Origin of the sequence: Pseudomonas sp. G166, from assembly GCF_037027455.2 — a bacterium.
Classification (GTDB): Bacteria; Pseudomonadota; Gammaproteobacteria; order Pseudomonadales; family Pseudomonadaceae; genus Aquipseudomonas.
Genome location: NZ_CP146985.1, coordinates 1,556,410 through 1,574,384, shown reverse-complemented (window position 1 = coordinate 1,574,384; position 17,975 = coordinate 1,556,410). Strand labels below are relative to the sequence as shown.

At 59.8% G+C, this 17,975-nt stretch carries 17 protein-coding genes, 1 tRNA gene and 1 pseudogene; 13 read left to right on the top strand and 6 right to left on the bottom strand.

Annotation, left to right across the window (positions count from 1 at the left end):
* Positions 1–249: 249 nt before the first annotated feature.
* The 8 genes and pseudogenes from uca (at position 250) to SGN16_RS07035 (ending at position 9,628) form a co-directional block, all read left to right on the top strand.
* The gene (gene uca / locus SGN16_RS07070) at positions 250–3,891 is read left to right on the top strand and encodes an urea carboxylase (RefSeq protein ID WP_335943595.1); all 3,642 of its coding nucleotides are present in this window, start codon (positions 250–252) and stop codon (positions 3,889–3,891) included.
* 22 nt (positions 3,892–3,913) lie between these two features.
* Positions 3,914–5,692 carry an allophanate hydrolase gene (gene atzF, locus SGN16_RS07065; protein ID WP_335943594.1) on the top strand — a complete coding sequence of 593 codons (1,779 nt, stop codon included), beginning with the start codon at positions 3,914–3,916 and terminating at the stop codon, positions 5,690–5,692.
* Between the two features lie 251 nt (positions 5,693–5,943).
* Positions 5,944–6,561: pseudogene (locus SGN16_RS07060) on the top strand (GGDEF domain-containing protein); the annotation flags it as partial.
* Positions 6,554–6,772, top strand: coding sequence for a cysteine-rich CWC family protein (locus SGN16_RS07055; RefSeq protein WP_210643276.1), 219 nt, complete (start codon positions 6,554–6,556; stop codon positions 6,770–6,772). The pseudogene SGN16_RS07060 and the gene SGN16_RS07055, both read left to right, overlap by 8 nt.
* 35 nt (positions 6,773–6,807) lie before the next feature.
* Complete coding sequence (locus SGN16_RS07050; RefSeq protein ID WP_335943593.1) at positions 6,808–7,500, top strand: pseudouridine synthase; 693 nt, start codon at positions 6,808–6,810, stop codon at positions 7,498–7,500.
* Positions 7,501–7,808: 308 nt separating this feature from the next.
* Positions 7,809–8,693, top strand: coding sequence for an alpha/beta hydrolase (locus SGN16_RS07045; protein WP_210643274.1), 885 nt, complete (start codon positions 7,809–7,811; stop codon positions 8,691–8,693).
* A gap of 162 nt (positions 8,694–8,855) precedes the next feature.
* Positions 8,856–8,929, top strand: a tRNA-Gly gene (locus SGN16_RS07040).
* Positions 8,930–9,073: 144 nt separating this feature from the next.
* The gene (locus tag SGN16_RS07035; protein ID WP_335943592.1) at positions 9,074–9,628 is read left to right on the top strand and encodes a hypothetical protein; all 555 of its coding nucleotides are present in this window, start codon (positions 9,074–9,076) and stop codon (positions 9,626–9,628) included.
* Between the two features lie 23 nt (positions 9,629–9,651).
* Here SGN16_RS07035 and SGN16_RS07030 read toward each other — a convergent pair whose 3' ends face one another.
* Positions 9,652–10,131, bottom strand: coding sequence for an Lrp/AsnC family transcriptional regulator (locus SGN16_RS07030; RefSeq protein ID WP_335943591.1), 480 nt, complete (start codon positions 10,129–10,131; stop codon positions 9,652–9,654).
* 143 nt (positions 10,132–10,274) lie between these two features.
* Between SGN16_RS07030 and SGN16_RS07025 the strand changes: the two genes are divergently transcribed.
* The 3 genes from SGN16_RS07025 (at position 10,275) to SGN16_RS07015 (ending at position 11,814) form a co-directional block, all read left to right on the top strand.
* Complete coding sequence (locus SGN16_RS07025) at positions 10,275–10,904, top strand: LysE family translocator (RefSeq protein WP_335943590.1); 630 nt, start codon at positions 10,275–10,277, stop codon at positions 10,902–10,904.
* Between the two features lie 282 nt (positions 10,905–11,186).
* Entirely contained in the window at positions 11,187–11,402 is a 216-nt protein-coding gene (locus SGN16_RS07020; protein ID WP_210643264.1) for a type II toxin-antitoxin system HicA family toxin, read from the top strand.
* A 1-nt stretch (position 11,403) separates the two neighbouring features.
* Entirely contained in the window at positions 11,404–11,814 is a 411-nt protein-coding gene (locus tag SGN16_RS07015) for a type II toxin-antitoxin system HicB family antitoxin (protein WP_210643263.1), read from the top strand.
* Positions 11,815–11,945: 131 nt separating this feature from the next.
* Here SGN16_RS07015 and SGN16_RS07010 read toward each other — a convergent pair whose 3' ends face one another.
* On the bottom strand, positions 11,946–12,092 hold the full coding sequence (locus tag SGN16_RS07010) for a hypothetical protein (protein WP_210643262.1): 147 nt from the start codon (positions 12,090–12,092) through the stop codon (positions 11,946–11,948).
* 174 nt (positions 12,093–12,266) lie between these two features.
* Between SGN16_RS07010 and SGN16_RS07005 the strand changes: the two genes are divergently transcribed.
* Positions 12,267–12,671 carry a low affinity iron permease family protein gene (locus SGN16_RS07005; RefSeq protein WP_210643261.1) on the top strand — a complete coding sequence of 135 codons (405 nt, stop codon included), beginning with the start codon at positions 12,267–12,269 and terminating at the stop codon, positions 12,669–12,671.
* A 48-nt stretch (positions 12,672–12,719) separates the two neighbouring features.
* Here the strand turns inward: SGN16_RS07005 and SGN16_RS07000 are convergent, their stop codons facing one another.
* From SGN16_RS07000 to SGN16_RS06985, 4 genes are all read right to left on the bottom strand, one after another.
* Positions 12,720–13,628, bottom strand: a complete 909-nt coding sequence (locus SGN16_RS07000) for an SDR family oxidoreductase (RefSeq protein WP_210643260.1) — start codon at positions 13,626–13,628, stop codon at positions 12,720–12,722.
* Between the two features lie 76 nt (positions 13,629–13,704).
* Entirely contained in the window at positions 13,705–14,208 is a 504-nt protein-coding gene (locus tag SGN16_RS06995) for a DUF4142 domain-containing protein (protein WP_335943589.1), read from the bottom strand.
* Between the two features lie 277 nt (positions 14,209–14,485).
* Positions 14,486–15,835: a diguanylate cyclase gene (locus tag SGN16_RS06990; RefSeq protein ID WP_210643258.1), complete on the bottom strand. Its 1,350-nt coding sequence runs from the start codon at positions 15,833–15,835 to the stop codon at positions 14,486–14,488.
* 170 nt (positions 15,836–16,005) lie between these two features.
* Positions 16,006–16,422 carry a VOC family protein gene (locus SGN16_RS06985; protein WP_210643257.1) on the bottom strand — a complete coding sequence of 139 codons (417 nt, stop codon included), beginning with the start codon at positions 16,420–16,422 and terminating at the stop codon, positions 16,006–16,008.
* Between the two features lie 305 nt (positions 16,423–16,727).
* Here SGN16_RS06985 and SGN16_RS06980 point away from each other — a divergent pair, with 305 nt between their 5' ends.
* Positions 16,728–17,963, top strand: coding sequence for an aminotransferase class I/II-fold pyridoxal phosphate-dependent enzyme (locus tag SGN16_RS06980; RefSeq protein ID WP_210643256.1), 1,236 nt, complete (start codon positions 16,728–16,730; stop codon positions 17,961–17,963).
* Positions 17,964–17,975 lie beyond the last annotated feature (12 nt).

Sequence of the window (17,975 nt, the reverse complement as noted above, 5' to 3'; positions counted from 1 at the left end):
CGGTCGGGGCAGTGCATTAAATAGCTTTTATCAACGCCCACGATCCATGTGGGAGCGAGCTTGCTCGCGATTGCGGTCTGTCAATTACATCAATGTTGGATGTGCCGCCGCTATCGCGAGCAAGCTCGCTCCCACAGGGAAGAAGGTGTTTGGAGGTTTGCCGCCAGGGACGACCCCGGCGGCCATCGAAAACTGCGGGACGGCCCGCATCCCAGTTCAGGCAGCGCTCATGCCTGAGGGGGCAATGCCATGTTCGAAAAAATCCTCATCGCCAACCGTGGCGCCATCGCCTGCCGCATCCTGCGGACCTTGGGCGAACTTAAGGTCCAAGGCGTCGCGGTGTACTCCCAAGCCGATGCCGCCAGCCTGCATATCCTGCAAGCCGATGAAGCCCACTGCCTGGGCGAAGGCGCAGCGGCCACTACCTATCTGGCGGTGGACAAGCTCCTGGCCGTCGCCAAAAGCAGCGGCGCGACGGCGATTCATCCCGGCTATGGCTTTCTCTCGGAAAACGCCGCTTTCGCCGAAGCCTGCGTGGCTGCCGGTATCGCCTTCATCGGTCCGACGCCAGAACAATTGCGGGTGTTCGGCCTCAAGCACACCGCCCGCGACCTGGCGCGCCGACACGGCGTGCCGCTGCTCGAAGGCACCGAACTACTCGACAGCCTCGACGCCGCGCTGTTGGCCGCTACCCAGATCGGTTATCCGGTGATGCTCAAAAGTACCGCCGGCGGTGGCGGCATCGGCATGCGCGTATGCCGCACTGCCGGCGAGCTGAGCGAATCCTTTGAAGCCGTGAAGCGCCTGGGCCAGAACAACTTCAGCGATGCCGGGGTGTTCATCGAGAAGTACATCGAGCGCGCCCGGCACCTTGAGGTGCAGGTGTTCGGCGACGGCCAGGGCCAGGTGATCGCCCTGGGCGTGCGCGACTGTTCGGTGCAGCGGCGCAATCAGAAAGTCCTCGAGGAAACCCCGGCGCCGAACCTGCCCGAGGGCATGGCCGAAGAACTCTGCGCGGCGGCGATCCAACTGGCCAAGGCCGTGAACTACCGCAGCGCCGGTACGGTGGAGTTCGTATTCGACAGTGATGCCGGACGCTTCTATTTCCTGGAGGTGAACACTCGACTGCAAGTCGAGCATGGTGTCACCGAACAGGTATGGGGCGTGGACCTGGTGCGCTGGATGGTGCAACTGGCCGCCGGAGACCTGCCGCCACTGAGCGAGTTGAGCCAGGGTTTGAAGGCCGAGGGTCACGCGATTCAGGCACGGTTGTATGCCGAAGATCCGGGCCGGGATTTCCAGCCGAGCCCAGGGCTGCTGACGGCCGTGCAATTCCCGCAATGCGATGGCAAACAACTGCGCATCGACACCTGGGTCGAGGCCGGTTGCCAGATCCCGCCTTACTTCGATCCGATGATCGCCAAAGTCATTCGTTGGGCACCCACTCGCGAGCAGGCGCGCCTGGGCTTGCATCAAGCACTGGATGAAAGCCTGCTGTACGGCGTGGAAACCAACCGCCAATACCTGCAACAGATTCTCCTCGACGCACCGTTCGCCAGCGGCCAGCCTTGGACGCGTTGCCTGGAGTCGCTGGTCTACCGCGCCAACACTTTTGAAGTCCTCAGCCCCGGCACCCAGACCAGCGTCCAGGACTATCCCGGTCGCCTCGGTTATTGGGCGGTGGGTGTGCCGCCGTCGGGACCGATGGACAGCCGCTCGCTGCGCCTGGGCAATCGCCTGCTGGGCAACGAAGAAGGCGCAGCAGCGTTGGAAATCACCATGAGCGGGCCGCTGTTGCGCTTCAACTGCGCTGCCCGGGTGGCCGTGACCGGTGCGGTGATTGCCCTGGCTCTGGACGGTGAAGCCGTGCCGATGAATACCGTGTTATCGATTGGGGCCGGCGCCACCCTGGCGATCGGCACCATCACTGGGGCCGGGGCGCGCAGTTACCTGTGCCTGCAAGGCGGCGTGCAGGTGCCGGACTACCTGGGCAGTAAAAGCACCTTCACCCTCGGCCAATTCGGCGGTCACGGCGGACGGGCATTGTGTACCGGCGATGTACTGCATCTGACTGAACTGGATGAACACGCCGCGCTGCCACAACAGAGCGCGCCGATCCTGGAGTTGCCGCCGCAACGGCAGATCCGGGTGATTTATGGCCCTCACGGCGCACCGGAATATTTTACCGAGCGCTACATCCAGACCTTCTTCGACACTGCATGGGAAGTGCATTTCAATTCCAGCCGCACCGGCGTACGCCTGATCGGGCCGAAACCCGAATGGGTACGCGCCGACGGTGGCGAAGCCGGGCTGCACCCATCCAATATCCATGACAACCCCTACGCCATCGGTGCCGTGGACTTTACCGGCGACATGCCCGTCATCCTCGGCCCCGACGGTCCGAGCCTGGGCGGCTTCGTTTGCCCGGTGACGGTGATCGAGGCGGACCTCTGGCAACTGGGACAACTCAAGGCTGGGGACAAGGTGCGGTTTGTACCGGTGGATGTATCGAGCGCCCGATCTCTGGCCTTGAAATGGGATCAATGTGGGAGCGAGCTTGCCCGCGATAGCGGTCTGTCAGTGTCATCACGGTTGGATGTGCCGCCGCTATCGCGAGCAAGCTCGCTCCCACAGGGGATGGGGTCGCCTGTGGTGTTGGATATCGGGCAGGACGCTACCCGCCTGGTGGCGAGATTGGCCGGCGATACCCATCTGCTGCTGGAAATCGGCGCCCCCGAACTGGACCTGGTGCTGCGCTTTCGTGCCCACGCCTTGATGCAAGCCCTGGAACACAAAGAGCTACACGGGGTGATCGACCTCACGCCGGGCATTCGCTCGCTGCAAGTGCATTATCAACCCGAGCAAATGCCCCTGGTCGACCTTCTGACAATCGTCGCCGGTGAATGGGACGCGGTGTGCGCCGCACAGGATCTGCAAGTGCCGTCGCGCATCGTCCACCTGCCGCTGTCCTGGGATGACCCGGCGTGCCAGCTGGCCATCGAAAAATACATGACCACGGTGCGCAAGGACGCGCCCTGGTGCCCGAGCAACTTGGAGTTCATCCGGCGTATCAACGACCTGCCCAACCTCGACGAAGTGCAACGCACCGTGTTCGACGCCAGCTACCTGGTGATGGGCCTGGGGGACGTCTACCTCGGCGCGCCGGTGGCCACGCCGCTGGACCCACGGCATCGGCTGGTGACCACCAAATACAACCCGGCCCGCACCTGGACTGCGGAAAACTCGGTGGGCATCGGCGGCGCCTATATGTGCGTGTACGGCATGGAAGGTCCGGGTGGCTATCAGTTCGTCGGGCGCACTTTGCAGATGTGGAATCGTTATCGGGACGTCGCTGCCTTCGACGGCAAGCCCTGGCTGCTTAGGTTTTTCGACCAGATCCGCTTCTATCCAGTCAGTGCCGATGAACTGCTGCGCATCCGCCGGGATTTCCCCCTGGGCCGCTTCGATCTGAACATCGAACACAGCCAGCTCAACCTCGCGGATTACCAGCATTTTCTGGCGCAGGAGGCGAACAGCATCGCCGCATTCCGACAGCAGCAACAAGGCGCCTTCAATGCCGAGCGCGAGCGCTGGATCGCCAGCGGCCAGGCTCACTTCGACAGCGAAGAACCGACACCCGCGCCAAGCGAAGACTCATTGCTGGACGAACATCAACTGAGCGTCGACAGCCACATTGCCGGCAACCTCTGGCAGGTCCAGGTGGAGCTGGGCACTCGGGTCGCCGTCGGTGATGTGCTGGTGATTCTGGAGTCGATGAAGATGGAAATCCCGGTACTGGCGCCCGTGGCCGGGGTGGTGCGCGAAGTTCGCGTCCAGCCAGGTTCAGCGGTGCGCGCCGGACAGCGCGTCGTGGTGCTGGAACGTGACTGAACTCAATCAAAGGATCAATGCCATGAAGCTCTCTTTACGCCTGGACGACCTGCGCGACGCCTACCGCAGCGGTGAACTGACGCCCCGCCAATTGCTGTTGGACCTGCGGGAAAAAGCCGCCGCACTCAACCCGGACTATCACCTGTTCATCCACCTGCTGACGCTTGAGGAACTCGAACCCTTCCTGGCCACACTGGAAGGCCGCGACCTGGAAAGCCTGCCACTGTACGGCGTGCCCTTCGCCATCAAGGACAACATCGACCTGGCCGGTATTCCTACCACCGCCGCCTGCCCGGCATTTGCCTACGTACCGCAGCGCTCGGCCACCATTGTCGAGCAGCTATTGGCGTTGGGGGCGATTCCGCTGGGCAAGACCAACCTCGATCAGTTCGCCACCGGGCTCAATGGCACCCGCTCGCCGTATGGCGCCTGCCGCAACAGCGTGCTGTCCGACTATCCGGCGGGCGGTTCGAGCGCCGGTTCGTCACTGGCGGTGGCCCTGGGCGTGGCCAGTTTTGCCTTGGGCACCGACACCGCAGGTTCGGGTCGAGTGCCAGCGGCATTGAACAATCTGCTGGGATTGAAAGCGACCAAGGGCTTGATCTCCACCGCTGGCGTGGTACCGGCCTGTCGCACGCTGGACTGCGTCACGACCTTTACCGCAACGGCGCGGGAAGCCAGCCAGTTGCTGGCGCTGACGGCCCGTCTCGACCCTCGCGACGAATACAGCCGCAGCAACCCACTGTGGAACGACGGCTCAGCGTTCGGCGCCCCCCGACGCTTTCGCTTCGGCGTGCCTCGTCCTCAGGACCTGGCCTTTTTCGGCTGCGACGAAGGTCCGCAACTGTTTCTGGATGCCATCGAGCGGCTCGAACGCATCGGTGGCGAAGCGGTGGAACTGGACCTGTCGCCGTTCCTGGAAGCCGCACGCCTGCTTTATGAAGGGCCTTGGGTCGCCGAGCGCTACAGCGTCGCCGGCCAATTGATGGAGCGCGAGCCTGACGCCGTATTACCGGTGATCCGCGCCGTATTGGCGAAAGCGCCTAGCGTGGACGGCGTACAGACGTTCCGCGCCCAGTACCGTTTGCAAGCACTCAAAGCCCAATGCGACCGCATCATGGAAACGCTCGATTGCGTCCTCACACCCACCATCGGTCGGCCGGTGACCCTCGCCGAGTTGGCCGCCGAACCGGTGTTGCGCAATTCCGAGCTGGGTTACTACACCAATTTCATGAACCTGCTGGACTATGCCGCCGTCGCCGTTCCCAGCGCGTTCATGGCCAACGGCCTGCCTTGGGGGGTGACGCTGTTCGGTCGAGCCTTCACTGATCAATACCTGCTCGGCGTGGCCGATGCCTTGCAGCGCCAGCAGGATTCGGCGTTGCCAACACCAGCCAACCCGGCACGCCACGACCGGGCACGGCTGGTGGTGTGTGGTGCGCACCTGGACGGATTGGCGCTCAATTGGCAGCTCAAGCAACGCGGTGCCCATCTGGTCGAAGCCACCCACAGTTCAGCCGACTACCGCCTCTACGCTTTGGCCGGCGGCCCACCCTTGCGCCCCGGCATGCTTCGGGTCAGTGACGGCGGCGTGGCGATTGAGGTAGAGGTCTGGGAACTGCCGAGCAGTGAACTGGGCTCGTTCCTGACCGGCATCCCCGCACCGTTGGGGCTGGGCAAGGTGCAATTGGCCGATGGTCGTTGGGAAAGCGGATTCATTTGCGAGGCGTATGGTTTGGAAGGCGCACGGGAGATCAGCCATTTGGGGGGATGGCGGGCTTATCTGCGTAGCCTGGAATAAGGCCGACCCCGTGGCGAGGGAGCAAGCTCCTTCGCCACCGTCCTACAAACCTGCAAATTCGACTGTCTTTTCCCACAAGGCCACTAAACTGACTCCATTGGGTCTGTGCCAGGGGAATCGCCATGTCGCTCCGCTCACCGTTGTATGCCCAACGTTCACTGCTGCTGATGCTGGCGATTTTACTCGGTGTCGGTTTCCTGGTGACCTCACTACTGGGGTATTACGCCGCTGGCACTTCGATGCGCGAGAACGTCATCAAGGCGCTATACCTGAACCTGCTGATCGGCCTGCTCGTGACACTGGCCGCGCTGGCACTCCTTTATCGACTGATCGACAACTATGAACGGCGCATCGACGCCCAGACCATCCTCGACGGCCTGACCGAACTGCCGAACCGTCGCGGCTTCGATCTGTTGGCTGCGCAGGCCCTGCACGAAGCCCAGCGCGAGCCCAAACCCTTGACCGCGCTGTTGCTGGAGCTGGACGACTTCAAGACACTGGATGCCACCCACGGTCACATCGCCAGTGATCAACTGCTGACCGGGCTCGCACGCGACCTGACTGAAAGCCTGCGGCAATCAGACATTGTGTGTCGCTGGAGTACAGATGCCTTTGTCATACTGCTCAAGGACACCGATGGCCAGACTGGTCTGAAAATCGCTGAGAAAATTCGTCAGCACATCGAAAATCAGCGCTATTTCTGCAGTGGCAAACAATTGCTGGTGACCGTCAGCATTGGCCTCACCACCTTGCAAGACGAAGACGTCTTGCACAGCCTGCTATTGCGGACCGATCATGCGCTGCAACGCGCCCGGCAGACCGGGTGCAACCGAACCTGCGTGGAACTGCCTCACTCCAGCTATGAATAAACCCCAGCTTTGTCCAGCCTGCGGTGCCACCAACGATTGCACCTTGGCCAACCCGAAAACCGCCGACCATGCCTGCTGGTGTTTCGGGGTGAGTATCGACCCAGCTGTGCTTGAAGCATTGCCGGCCGAGTGGCGAGATCAATCCTGTCTGTGCCCGCGCTGCGCCCAGGTCGAAGCACAGTTGCAAGCCAAGCCCCGGCCGATCACGTAAGATGCGCGCCCTCCGCCCTCTTGCCTGCCCTGCCCATGCGCATTGACCGTTTCCTCAGTAATCTGCCGCGTTTCAATCGCCAACAGGTCCGAGTGCTGCTGGTGGAACGTCGAGTGCGGATCGACGGCCAGGCAGTCAGCGATCCCCATGCGCAAGTGCGTGAGTTCAGCCGCGTCGAAGTCGACGACGACCTGCTGCAAGCAGGCCGAGCGGCGCGCTATTTCATGCTGCACAAACCACCCGGCTGCGTCAGCGCCACCCGCGATCCGCAGCACCCCACCGTCCTCGACTTACTGGACGAACCGGACAAGAACGACCTGCACATAGCCGGGCGCCTGGACTTCAACACCACCGGATTGATGCTGATCACCAATGATGGCAGCTGGTCGCGGCGCCTGACCCAACCGCAGACCAAATTGCCCAAGGTCTATTATGTCGAGACCGAGCAACCCATCACCGCCGAATACGCCGCCACCTTCGCTCGTGGCCTGTACTTCGCTTTCGAAGACCTCACCACCCAGCCGGCGGAATTGACGCTGCTGGGCCCCAGATCGGCGCGACTGAGCATCGTTGAAGGACGCTATCATCAGGTCAAACGCATGTTCGGCCACTTCGATAACAAGGTATTGCGCCTGCACCGTGAACGCATGGGGCCATTGCTGCTGGACGCCCATCTAGAGCCAGGCCAGTACCGCGCCTTGAGCCCTGAAGAGATCCGCTTGATCTGAGCCCGCTACCGCTGGGCAGAAGTGTCGAACAATTTTCCAATCGGTACTTGCGCAACGGTCGGCCCCCTGCTTGAATCAAACCGTCGGCCGAAATGTGACCGATGAGTCACAACATACTTCCAAGAAACCTTTTGCCGGTTGGAACCCTCAGGTTCCGCCTTGCTCCCCGGCAAACTGCCCGCCTATAACAACACCCGTCGACCATTTTTCGGATCGACATGGGCCTTATCTTTCAGGCGTATGCCTACCTGTCACATTGCCCGTGCAATCTCATTGCGCGCATACCCGCTTGCCAGGAGTCTTATGACATGAGGCCAGAAATCGCTGTGCTGGATATACAGGGTCAGTATCGGGTTTACACGGAGTTCTATCGCGCAGACGCCGCACAAAAGACCATCATTTTGGTCAACGGCTCAATGGCCACGACTGCGTCGTTTGCACAGACCGCCAAAAACCTCTATCCGCAATTCAATGTCGTGCTGTACGACCAACCCTACGCGGGCAAGTCCAAAGCCCACAATCGACATGAGCAAATGCTGACGAAAGAGATCGAAGGTCAGATCCTCCTGGAACTGATCGACCACTTCGCCGCCGAGCATGTACTGTCGTTTTCCTGGGGCGGCGCCGCCACGCTGACTGCATTGGCAGAGCGTCCACGGCGCATCGAAAAAGCGGTGATCAGCTCGTTTTCACCGGTGCTCAATGCGCCGATGCGCGACTACCTGGAACGCGGTGTGGATTACCTCGGCAGCCTGGATGGCGACCGTGTCGGGCACCTGGTCAACAGCACGATTGGCAAACACCTGCCGCCGCTGTTCAAGCGCTTCAACTATCGCCACGTCAGCAGCCTGGCCGAGCATGAATACGGGCAGATGCATTTCCACATCAGCGACGTGCTCCACAGCGATCGGTTGTGCTACGTCAACGCAGCGAAAAAAATCAACGTGCCTGTCTTGTTTCTCAACGGCGAATGGGACGAATACACGGCGGCCGAAGACGCGAAGCTCTTTGCCGATCACGTGCAGCACAGCAGCTTCAGCACACTGCAAGCCACCGGGCACTTCCTGGACATGGAACACAAAGCCGCCTGCCGGGACAGCCGCAACGCCCTGCTGGATTTCCTCAAGCCGGCTCACCACGAAAGCCGACCGCGCTATAACTACGTACAGGGCTACCATGCACTGGCTATCTGAAACCGAGTCCTCGCGAGCAAGCCCCTCCCTGCGCTTTTGGCAACGGGGCTTGCCCGCGAACGACCGCTCTGGTTTGAGACTTGCGTAGACGACTGACCTCGCCGCGCGTAAAGAAAAACTTCAAATCCTTGCCCACATCTGGTACAAAGTCAGCCGCTCTGAGCGGGTGTCGTATAATGGCATTACTCCAGCTTCCCAAGCTGATAACGAGGGTTCGATTCCCTTCACCCGCTCCAATCGAATTCTGGTCTCGCGTCGTGTGGTTTTGACGAGGGACGTAAAAAACCGGCTCTTGGTGGCCGGTTTTTTTGGGTCTGGAATTTGTGGATGTTCCGCCCTAATGTAATGGCCACCCCGAGTAAAGATGCAGGGAAGCAAGGATGCGCCTCATTGACTCACATCTGCCTACGTATCAGTTCAGTGAACAACATTCAGTGGACGTTCCCGTAGACCCTTCCCGTGCGATGGCGCAGGTCCTCGCTCATCGTCCTGAAGACGACCGCTTTTTTCGATATGCAATCAAGCTCCGCGAACTCCCTATGCGCCTGCTGGGCCGGTCTTGGCGCGAAGGGGGTGACCGACCCGCTCCGTTCGGCCTGGATAACTTCACGATTCTGCAGCGCGATAACGACACGGAAGTTGTTTACGGCCTTGCTGGCAAGCTTTGGAAAGCTGACTACGGCCAAGTCCCTGTAGCTGATGCCGAGGCGTTCCGGGTATTCGATGAACCGGGCTGTGTGAAGCTGGTGATCGGTTTCACCTGCCAGTTGTTGCGGCCGGGCTTGACGAGAGTCACCACACAGACGCGGGTGCATTGCCTCGATGCCGATGCGTTGCGAAGTTTCACTTCGTACTGGTATCTGATTCGACCAGCCAGTGGCCTCATTCGCCGTCGCATGTTGAAGGCGATAGCGAGACGTTGCGCCAATGAATAGGTGCTGACGCACATCCGAAAATATCAACCGCCCCCCGGCAAATGCCCCAACGGCAATACTCCCGGCGTCTTCATCGTATGAATCGCAAAGTTGCTCCGGATATCACTCACCCCCGGCAATTTCAGTAGCCGCCCGGTAAGGAAACGGTCGTAGGCCCGTAAATCAGGCACCACCACTTGCAACAGAAAATCCGATTCGCCTGACACCAGAAACGCCGAAATCACTTCCGGCAAGGCCGTGACCGCCTGGCGAAACGCTTCAGCCTGTTCGTCGTTGTGCCGTTCAACCTTGACCCCGACAAAGATCGTCAGCCCAAGCCCCACTTCGTCACGGTCGAGAATGGCCTGATAACCGCGAATCACACCGGCCTCTTCCAGCATCCGCACACGGCGCAGGCATGGCGAGGCGGACAGGCCGATTTCTTCGGCCAGTTGCACGTTGCTCAAGCGGCCATCGCGTTGCAGCGCGGCGAGGATTTTGCGGTCGAAGGCGTCTAGCTTCATGAATTGGTAGATTCCAATTTATTACCGTGAATATGTAGCAGGTTATGCTAATTTCATTGGCTATAGAAGCTGACTTCGCAACCACCTGCCCTCCCCATCGGCCCTAGACTGGCACCACCGAATCGTCGATGAAGGGGAGTGACATGGCAGAGCTCTGGTTGTTCTTGATGGCCTTGATGGTGGTGTATGTGCTGCCCGGGCCGGACATGATTCTGCTGCTGCAAACCGGCGCCCGTCAGGGTAAAGGCGCGGCGCTGGCAACGGCGCTGGGGCTCGGCGTTGCTCGGGGCTGTCATGTTGCGCTGGCGGCGTTGGGGCTCTCGGCGTTGTTCAAGACAGCGCCATGGACCTTTGATGTGGTGCGTCTGGCCGGTGCGGCTTATTTGTTATGGATTGGTTTTCAGTGCCTGCGGACCACGTTGTTGCCGAGTATTGACGATGCCGGTGTGGAAGCCGCAAAGCGGTGTTGGCACCAGGCGATTCGGCGTGGGCTGCTGACGAATCTGCTCAATCCCAAGGCCTTGCTGTTTTGCTCGGTGTTGTTGCCGCAGTTCATCGACCCACAGGGCGGGCCGGTGCTGGGGCAGTTTGCGACCCTGGGCGTGATGTTGGTCAGCGTCGGTTTCTTGTTTGATAGCGCCTACGCGCTGGTAGGTGTGGCACTCGGGCGCTGGCTTCAGCGTTCCCCTTCGGCCCAGCGCGCGCAGCAGTGGTTGTTTGGGAGTCTTCTGATCGGGTTTGCGCTGCGACTGACATTTGTGCAGCAATCATAGCGACTGAAGTTTCGCGAAGCAGCTGCTGATATTTGAGCTGTAAACCCAGGGGTTGCTTCGCCCCCCAGCGGGAGCAAGCTCCCTCGCCACCCAAGCATTTGCGCCCTGTTTCACATCCCGAAATAGACCCACCCCGCCTCGCTGCCGCCCTTGTGCGACGCTGCTTCCAGACTTCGCTACGATGACTGCGCTTGCCTACCGATCTCGCCCTCGGTGGTTATAGTGTTGATCATTGAATCTTAGTAGGTATAGTACCTACCAAGCACACCACACGGAGGTGATGTGAATAGCCGATTTCTGATAAGCCAAATTATTGCGGACGGTTGGTATCTGGTGCGGGTGCGGGGCAGTCATCATCACTTCAAGCATCCGACCAAACCGGGGCTGGTGACGGTGCCCCATCCAAAGAAGGACCTGCTCAAAAAAACGGCCATCAGTATTTTGCAACAGGCCCTGCTTCAGACGGCCAGTTGCGCTACGTCTGCGGAGGACGATTGAAATGCTTTACCCGATTGCGATTTCCATGGGCGATGAAAAACACGCCTGGGGCGTTGAAGTGCCGGATATTCCCGGCTGTTTTTCCGCTGGCGACGACCTGGACGAGGCCATGGCGATGGCCCGTGAGGCCATTGAGGGGCACTTCGAGATTTTGGCTGAGGACGGTTCGGCGATTCCGCCGGCCAACACCGTCACCTTGCATGCGGCGAATCCAAAATATGCCGGCTGCACCTGGGCGCTGGTGGACATCGATGTGACCAAATACCTGGGCAAGGCGCAAAAACTCAACATCACGTTGCCTGGCTACCTGCTCAATCGTATCGACGAATATGTGTTGCACCATCCTGAGGAAAAAAGCCGCTCAGGCTTTCTGGCTTCGGCGGCGCTGAAGGTGTTGCAGCAGGGGCGCTGAAAAACCTCTGGGAACGGGCTTGCGCGCGAAGCCGGTGTGTCAGCCAACATGAATGCTGTAGATACACCGCTTTCGCGAGCAAGCCCGCTCCCGCATGGCTCGCGTACCAAGGGGCGGCCGTTTCTTAACCGCTATTTTTTCTCTGAGCCAGACTCCTGCATCTGCACTGAAGACTTGGTGCCATCGGTGTTGTCCTTGGTCTCATTGTCCGAGTTGTCGAAGCAGCCTTGCAGGGCGAACAGGCAACAGGCAAGGCAGAAGGTGCGGGTGAGGTTCATGGTGTAGTCCGGTCGAGGGCGTTAAGGAGTGACCCGTGGATACGGCAAATGTTGCGATGGTCATCTGGCAGGGCGATAAACGTTCGCCAAAAGACTGCAGCTCAAATGTGAGCAGAATTTTCACTGTGTCGTCGCTGTCTCACCAGACAGGTGCATCCCACAAGGAAAACAGCAATGACCTTCGCAAAAATCGCCCAAAAACTGGCCCTCTGGGCGGGGAGCCCCAAGACCTTTTTGGGGGCCATCGTGTTATTGGTGCTTTGGGCCCTCAGCGGGCCTCTGTTCCAGTTCAATGACACTTGGCAACTGATCATCAATACCTCAACGACGATTATCACCTTCCTGATGGTGTTCCTGATTCAGAACACGCAGAACCGCGATACCGACATCTTGCACCTGAAGATCGATGAGCTATTGCGAGCAACCAAGGATGCACAAAATGCGATGCTCGGGCTCGAATCGCTAGACCTCAAGCAACTGGAGGCGTTGAGGAAGCATTACCAGGACATGGGGCAAGGCGAAGTGAAAAACCTTGAAGGCCTGGAAGAAAAAACCAAGATCGACCTGAACCAGTGTTAAGCGGGGAGCGCGAGTGGTGATGTACCACTCGCTCGGCCCGGCCAAGGATCAAGGCAACGGATTGCCGCCGGTCACGCCGAACACTTCCCCGGTGATGTAGCTCGACTCCTGGGACGCCAGCAATACGTAGAGTGGCGCGCACTCGGCAGGTTGGCCTGGACGTTTCATCGGCACCTGTGAGCCAAAAGTGGGAATTTTCTCCTGAGGTTGCCCACCGCTAGGTTGCAGCACGGTCCAGATCGGCCCGGGTGCCACCGCGTTGACGCGGATGCCCTTGCTGATGACCTGCCCCGCCAGCGCCTTGGTGAACGCCACGATGGCCGCTTTGGTGGTGGCGTAGTCCAACAACGTCGCGGACGGATCATAGGATTGGATCGATGCAGTATTGATGACCGTCGCGCCCGCCGGCATCAGCGGCAGCGCCGCCTTGCAGAGCCAGAACATCGCATAGATGTTGGTTTTCATGGTGTCATCGAACTGCGCGGTGGTGATATCGGCGATATCTTTTTGCGCTTGCTGTTTGCCGGCGACATTCACCAAAATATCCAGCCCACCCAATTGCTCGTGGGCGCTTTTCACCAATTGGACGCAGAAGGCTTCGTCCTTGAGGTCGCCCGGGATCGCAATCGCCTTGCGGCCTTCGGCTTCGATCAGTTCAATGACTTGCCGCGCATCCCGCTCTTCACTGGGCAAATAATTGATCGCTACGTCAGCGCCCTCGCGAGCATAGGCGATGGCGGCGGCACGGCCGATGCCCGAGTCACCACCGGTGACCAGTGCCTTGCGCCCTTCCAGGCGCCCGAAGCCTTGATAACTTTTTTCGCCATGATCGGGCTTGGGCACCATGTCCTGATCAATGCCCGGCGGCGATTGCGGCTGGTCGGGAAATGGCGGACGAGGATATTGGGTCAACGGGTTCTGCATCGCGTATTGGTTGGGTTCTCGACGTGTGGACATCGAACTTCTCCTTTTTTGCGGGCGAGTTGAACCAGGGCGTGAACGCCCCGATCCTGAATTCAAGAAGTGATACGAATCAGCGACTGGCCTGCAGCGCCCTGGCCATCTGGAGATGAGTCTGCAATTTAGGCAGGGTTTCATCGGCGAAGGCTTTGATTTCCGGCACTTCGGTCGTCTGGGCCTGCTGCTGGATCTGCGCAATGGCTTCCTCGGTGGCCTTGACCTGGCTGGCAGCATAAGCGGCTTCGAACGACTCCCCTTCCTGCACCTGTGGCATCAGGGCCTTGGCCTTGTCAGCCACTTCCTCTCTGGGCGCAACGGGCAAGTCGAGCTTTTTCGCAATCTTGGCCAGATGTTGATTGGCCGTGGTGCGGTCGTTGATCACCATGATGGTGTAATCCTTGACCTCCCTGGACTCGGCTTTCCCGTGGGCCAAGCGACTGGCCTCGATGTCGGCCATGCCTTTGGCCGAAGCGTCGTTGATGAATTCGACAGGCGATTGGGCCCAGGCACTGTTGGCACCCAGGCCCATCAACACGACAAGACTGATGGTGCGAAAAAAGCTGGCCATACGGCTCATGGTCGCGCCCTCCTCTGATAAAAGTTCTGGCGGGTGTCCCGCCTCTGAATCAGAACCACCGGTGAAAAATCAGCGAGACGTCTGTCCCGTTAACGGCCAGATTCGGCTTTCACGGTGCTCGCGATGGTGGTTCTCCCACTTTTGCGACCCGCATCAAACACCTTCGTTCGATCGTGGGTCATCTTTCCGGCGAGTGGGACTCGCCCTACATCCGAAAGGAACAAGGCCTGAAAGGTTTGAAAAAACATCCAATACCACGACGAACGGTGGCGCGTGGTCAGTTACCGAACGCCAGGTGATTGCGACGCTTGGCGGCATACATTGCCGCGTCCGCGTGGCGGAACAGGTCCACATCTTCAGTGCCATGGTCAGGAAAACAGGCCACACCAATGCTCGGCTCGATGCTCAAGCAATGCCCGTCCAGGCGCAGCGGCTGGGCCAGCGCATGGCGGATTTTTTCCTGTACGCGATGGGCGTCTTCCAGATCCTGAATGCTATGGAGCAGGACCACGAACTCATCGCCGCCAATGCGCGCTACGGTATCGGTGTCCCGTATACATCCCTTGAGACGACTGGCCACCGCTTGCAGCAGCATATCGCCCACTCCGTGACCGTAGGTGTCGTTGATCTGCTTGAAGCGATCGAGGTCGATATACAACAAGGCCATGCGCCCTGACGCGGCGCGGGCGGTGATCAGTGCGGACTTGAACCGGTCACGCAACAATGCGCGGTTGGGCACCTGGGTCAGTTGATCGTACTGCGCCATGTGCTGCAACCGGGCGTGCAATTGCTGGCGCTCGACAGCGATGGTGATCTGCGCACAGACATACTGCAGCAGTTCCTTGTCCTGCTCGGTGTAGCGTTCGTGGTGTGGGGCGCTCTTTACAATCAGCGCGCCGATCGTGCCATTCTGGGAGTTCAATGGCACCCCCAGCCAACAAGGCGCGTCCGGCTGCGCCACGAGGTCGCAGAAGCCTGGCGGCAACTGGCTGGAACCGGGGGTCAGCAGGATCGGCTGGCCGCTGCGAATCACCTCGGCACACAACCGCCCGGTAACCGTGCCCGGCAACTCAGGTTGTCGCTCGAGGTCGTCGACGTGGTAAGGAAAGTTCAGTTGCGCGCATTGCTCGTCATACAATGCTACCGAAAAGTTCAGCGCCGGCAGCCACTCGCCAATGATCAGGTGGATGCGTTTGAACAACGCCAACAAGTCCGCCGCGGCATGAGCGGCTTCGGAAATCGCGTACAACGCCGCTTGCCGGGACTCAGCCTGCTTGCGCTCGGTGATGTCCCGCGCCACGGCGATGCGTAATTGATCCACCGCAGACCAGCGCGCCGACCACAGGATATGCACCACCTGACCGTCCTTGCGCAGGTAGCGGTTCTCGAAATTGAGCTTGGGTTCGCCGTCCATGATCTCCCGCGCCGCTTCGAGGGTCCGTTGGCGGTCGGCAGGGTGCACCAGATCGATCATCGGCCGGCCGATCAATTCCTGCGGGGTGTAGCCGAAAATGCGTTCGCAGGCGGCACTGACGAAGACAAACCGCCCTTGACCGTCGACGGCACACACAGCGTCCAGCAGAAGGTCGATGTAACTGGCCAACGGCGCGGAACTTCGAGTGTCCATGGGGCTGGAGGTCATCCGGATAATGCTGCGGTGAACGAAACCTTGTGTGCCAGGCGATACGAGACGTACGGCCCGTTACCCATGAGGATAGCGTATGCGATCGGATGAATACTGGAGGAGCTCACCTGTACCGTCACTCTACTCGGCCGAACGTGACACCACATCAAGCGTCACGGATCCGTAAAAAACTCCATAGCGGCATAAGGCGCCTGCCGACAGGCGTTCAGCCGCGACGCCAGGTCTCCCACATGGACTTCAAGCTTGTGCCCATCCGGATCCAGAAAATAAAACGAGTCGCCTTCGCTGCGATTGTCTCGCCATGGAGTGACCTGTGCGGCATTAAGCCGCGCCACCAGCACCGGGAAAAGCTCGGCACTTATGCTGAATGCGTAATGAGTGTAGTCCGCCGCCGGCTCGGTTTTACGCAAAGGGTCCAAAGACAGGCACAACCATAGCCCAGGCAGCGACAGGTAAGCGCCGCTGGCCCACTTGGCCTGGAGATGAAGCTGCAATAACCCGTGATAAAACCCCACGCTCCGGTCCAGGTCGGTGACGGCAAGGGTCAGATGATTCAAGCCTGAGAGCATGGACAAGCACCCTTGAGAAAAATATCGACGTTACGCCGCCAACCGATGGCCTGACCGCCTCGCCGGCACAGCGAAACGCAGCAGATTCGGGGGTAGAAGCGGCACTTCACTGCGCTCCGACAGCGCAAATGGATTCCCCGCCCAAGCCCTTGGGCAAAGTCCTACACAGAAGTCTCCGGTAACACTCAAGCACACCAGAAACAGCCGATTCAAAGCCCTGTACAACGATCTGTAAAGTCTGGAAACACACAGATATTGAAACACCCCACGGACAGCACCAATCAACCAAGGAATGTAATCGCGCCATGAACCAGACTGCACAATCGCCCCATCACTTCACCAACTACCGCAAGGTCATTTCCCTCGCAGACCCGGACTGGCAAAGCGCCGAAGTCGGAAAAATCTCGGGCCTGAATGTCGATGTCAAGACCCCCAATGTCCTGGTCGACCAATACGGCCGGACCTTTCATCACTTCTGCACCACGTCCTACCTGGGCCTGGATTACCACCCCGCGCTGCTGGATGGCGCCATGACCGCCCTGTGGGAAAGCGGGACCCTGCGTGTCGCCAACTCTAAAAATCGCTGCAAGCTGGCGATCCTGGACCAATACGAAACCCAATTATCAGAGTTGTTTGGCGCCAGTTGTCTCAGTGCCTTGTCTTGCAGTGCAGCCAGCGCCGGGATTTTACCGTTACTGGCCAGCGGTGTGCTGACCGGCAATCGACCGCCCGTGATGGTGTTTGATAAGCACGCCCATTACTCGATGAACCACATCAAGGCAGCCTGCGCCGATGAAACCCAAGTCGTCACGTGCCCACATAACGACATGGATTTCCTCGAAGACCTGTGCAAACAGCAACGCAACGTGGCCTACGTGGCCGATGGCGCCTATAGCATGGGCGGCGTGGCGGATCTGGATAGCCTGCTGTATCTCAAGCATCGTTATGGTCTGTTTCTCTATCTGGACGACTCTCATGCGCTGTCCACCATAGGACAGTGCGGCGCCGGCCTGGCCCGCTCGCGCCTCCATGCGGTAGACGAACGCACCCTGATTGTCGCCTCATTGGCCAAGTCATTCGGGGCCAGTGGCGGGCTGGCAATGTTTGGCAGTGAACGGCACAAAGCGCTGGTGCAGCGTTACGGAGGGCCGAGCAACTGGTCGCAAAGCCTCAACGCAGCAGCGATTGGCGCTGGCATGGCTTCGATCCGCCTGCATCGCAGCCGGGAATTCAGCGCCTTGCAGGAGCGTTTACAGGCTAATATCCGCTTCTTCGACAGCCTCGTTCGTACCGAACAGCATGGCAATTCCATGGCGATCCGCCTGATGCCCTGCGGTGAGGCAGCCCTGGCCAACAGCGTGGCGGTCGAACTGGCCGAGCTGGGGTATTTCACTTCAGCGGTCTTTTTCCCCGTGGTGCCGCAAGGCAAGGCCGCAATCCGTATCACTCTGCGTGCCGACATGGAGCCCAACGTGATTCGCTCGTTTTGCGAAAAAATCACCGACCGGCTGCTGGCCCACGGGCGTGACATCCGCCCTTGAAAAGAGCCCCTT

Bases quoted from the DNA above. Each gene is read 5' to 3' on its own strand.
- uca (WP_335943595.1), top strand. From the start codon at position 250: ATGTTCGAAAAAATCCTCATCGCCAACCGTGGCGCCATCGCCTGCCGC.
- atzF (WP_335943594.1), top strand. From the start codon at position 3,914: ATGAAGCTCTCTTTACGCCTGGACGACCTGCGCGACGCCTACCGCAGC.
- SGN16_RS07030 (WP_335943591.1), bottom strand. From the start codon at position 10,131: ATGAAGCTAGACGCCTTCGACCGCAAAATCCTCGCCGCGCTGCAACGC.
- SGN16_RS07000 (WP_210643260.1), bottom strand. From the start codon at position 13,628: ATGTCCACACGTCGAGAACCCAACCAATACGCGATGCAGAACCCGTTG.
- SGN16_RS06990 (WP_210643258.1), bottom strand. From the start codon at position 15,835: ATGGACACTCGAAGTTCCGCGCCGTTGGCCAGTTACATCGACCTTCTG.
- SGN16_RS06985 (WP_210643257.1), bottom strand. From the start codon at position 16,422: ATGCTCTCAGGCTTGAATCATCTGACCCTTGCCGTCACCGACCTGGAC.
- SGN16_RS07010 (WP_210643262.1), bottom strand. From the start codon at position 12,092: ATGAACCTCACCCGCACCTTCTGCCTTGCCTGTTGCCTGTTCGCCCTG.
- SGN16_RS07035 (WP_335943592.1), top strand. From the start codon at position 9,074: ATGCGCCTCATTGACTCACATCTGCCTACGTATCAGTTCAGTGAACAA.
- SGN16_RS07025 (WP_335943590.1), top strand. From the start codon at position 10,275: ATGGCAGAGCTCTGGTTGTTCTTGATGGCCTTGATGGTGGTGTATGTG.
- SGN16_RS06995 (WP_335943589.1), bottom strand. From the start codon at position 14,208: ATGAGCCGTATGGCCAGCTTTTTTCGCACCATCAGTCTTGTCGTGTTG.
- SGN16_RS07050 (WP_335943593.1), top strand. From the start codon at position 6,808: ATGCGCATTGACCGTTTCCTCAGTAATCTGCCGCGTTTCAATCGCCAA.
- SGN16_RS07045 (WP_210643274.1), top strand. From the start codon at position 7,809: ATGAGGCCAGAAATCGCTGTGCTGGATATACAGGGTCAGTATCGGGTT.
- SGN16_RS07005 (WP_210643261.1), top strand. From the start codon at position 12,267: ATGACCTTCGCAAAAATCGCCCAAAAACTGGCCCTCTGGGCGGGGAGC.
- SGN16_RS06980 (WP_210643256.1), top strand. From the start codon at position 16,728: ATGAACCAGACTGCACAATCGCCCCATCACTTCACCAACTACCGCAAG.
- SGN16_RS07055 (WP_210643276.1), top strand. From the start codon at position 6,554: ATGAATAAACCCCAGCTTTGTCCAGCCTGCGGTGCCACCAACGATTGC.
- SGN16_RS07015 (WP_210643263.1), top strand. From the start codon at position 11,404: ATGCTTTACCCGATTGCGATTTCCATGGGCGATGAAAAACACGCCTGG.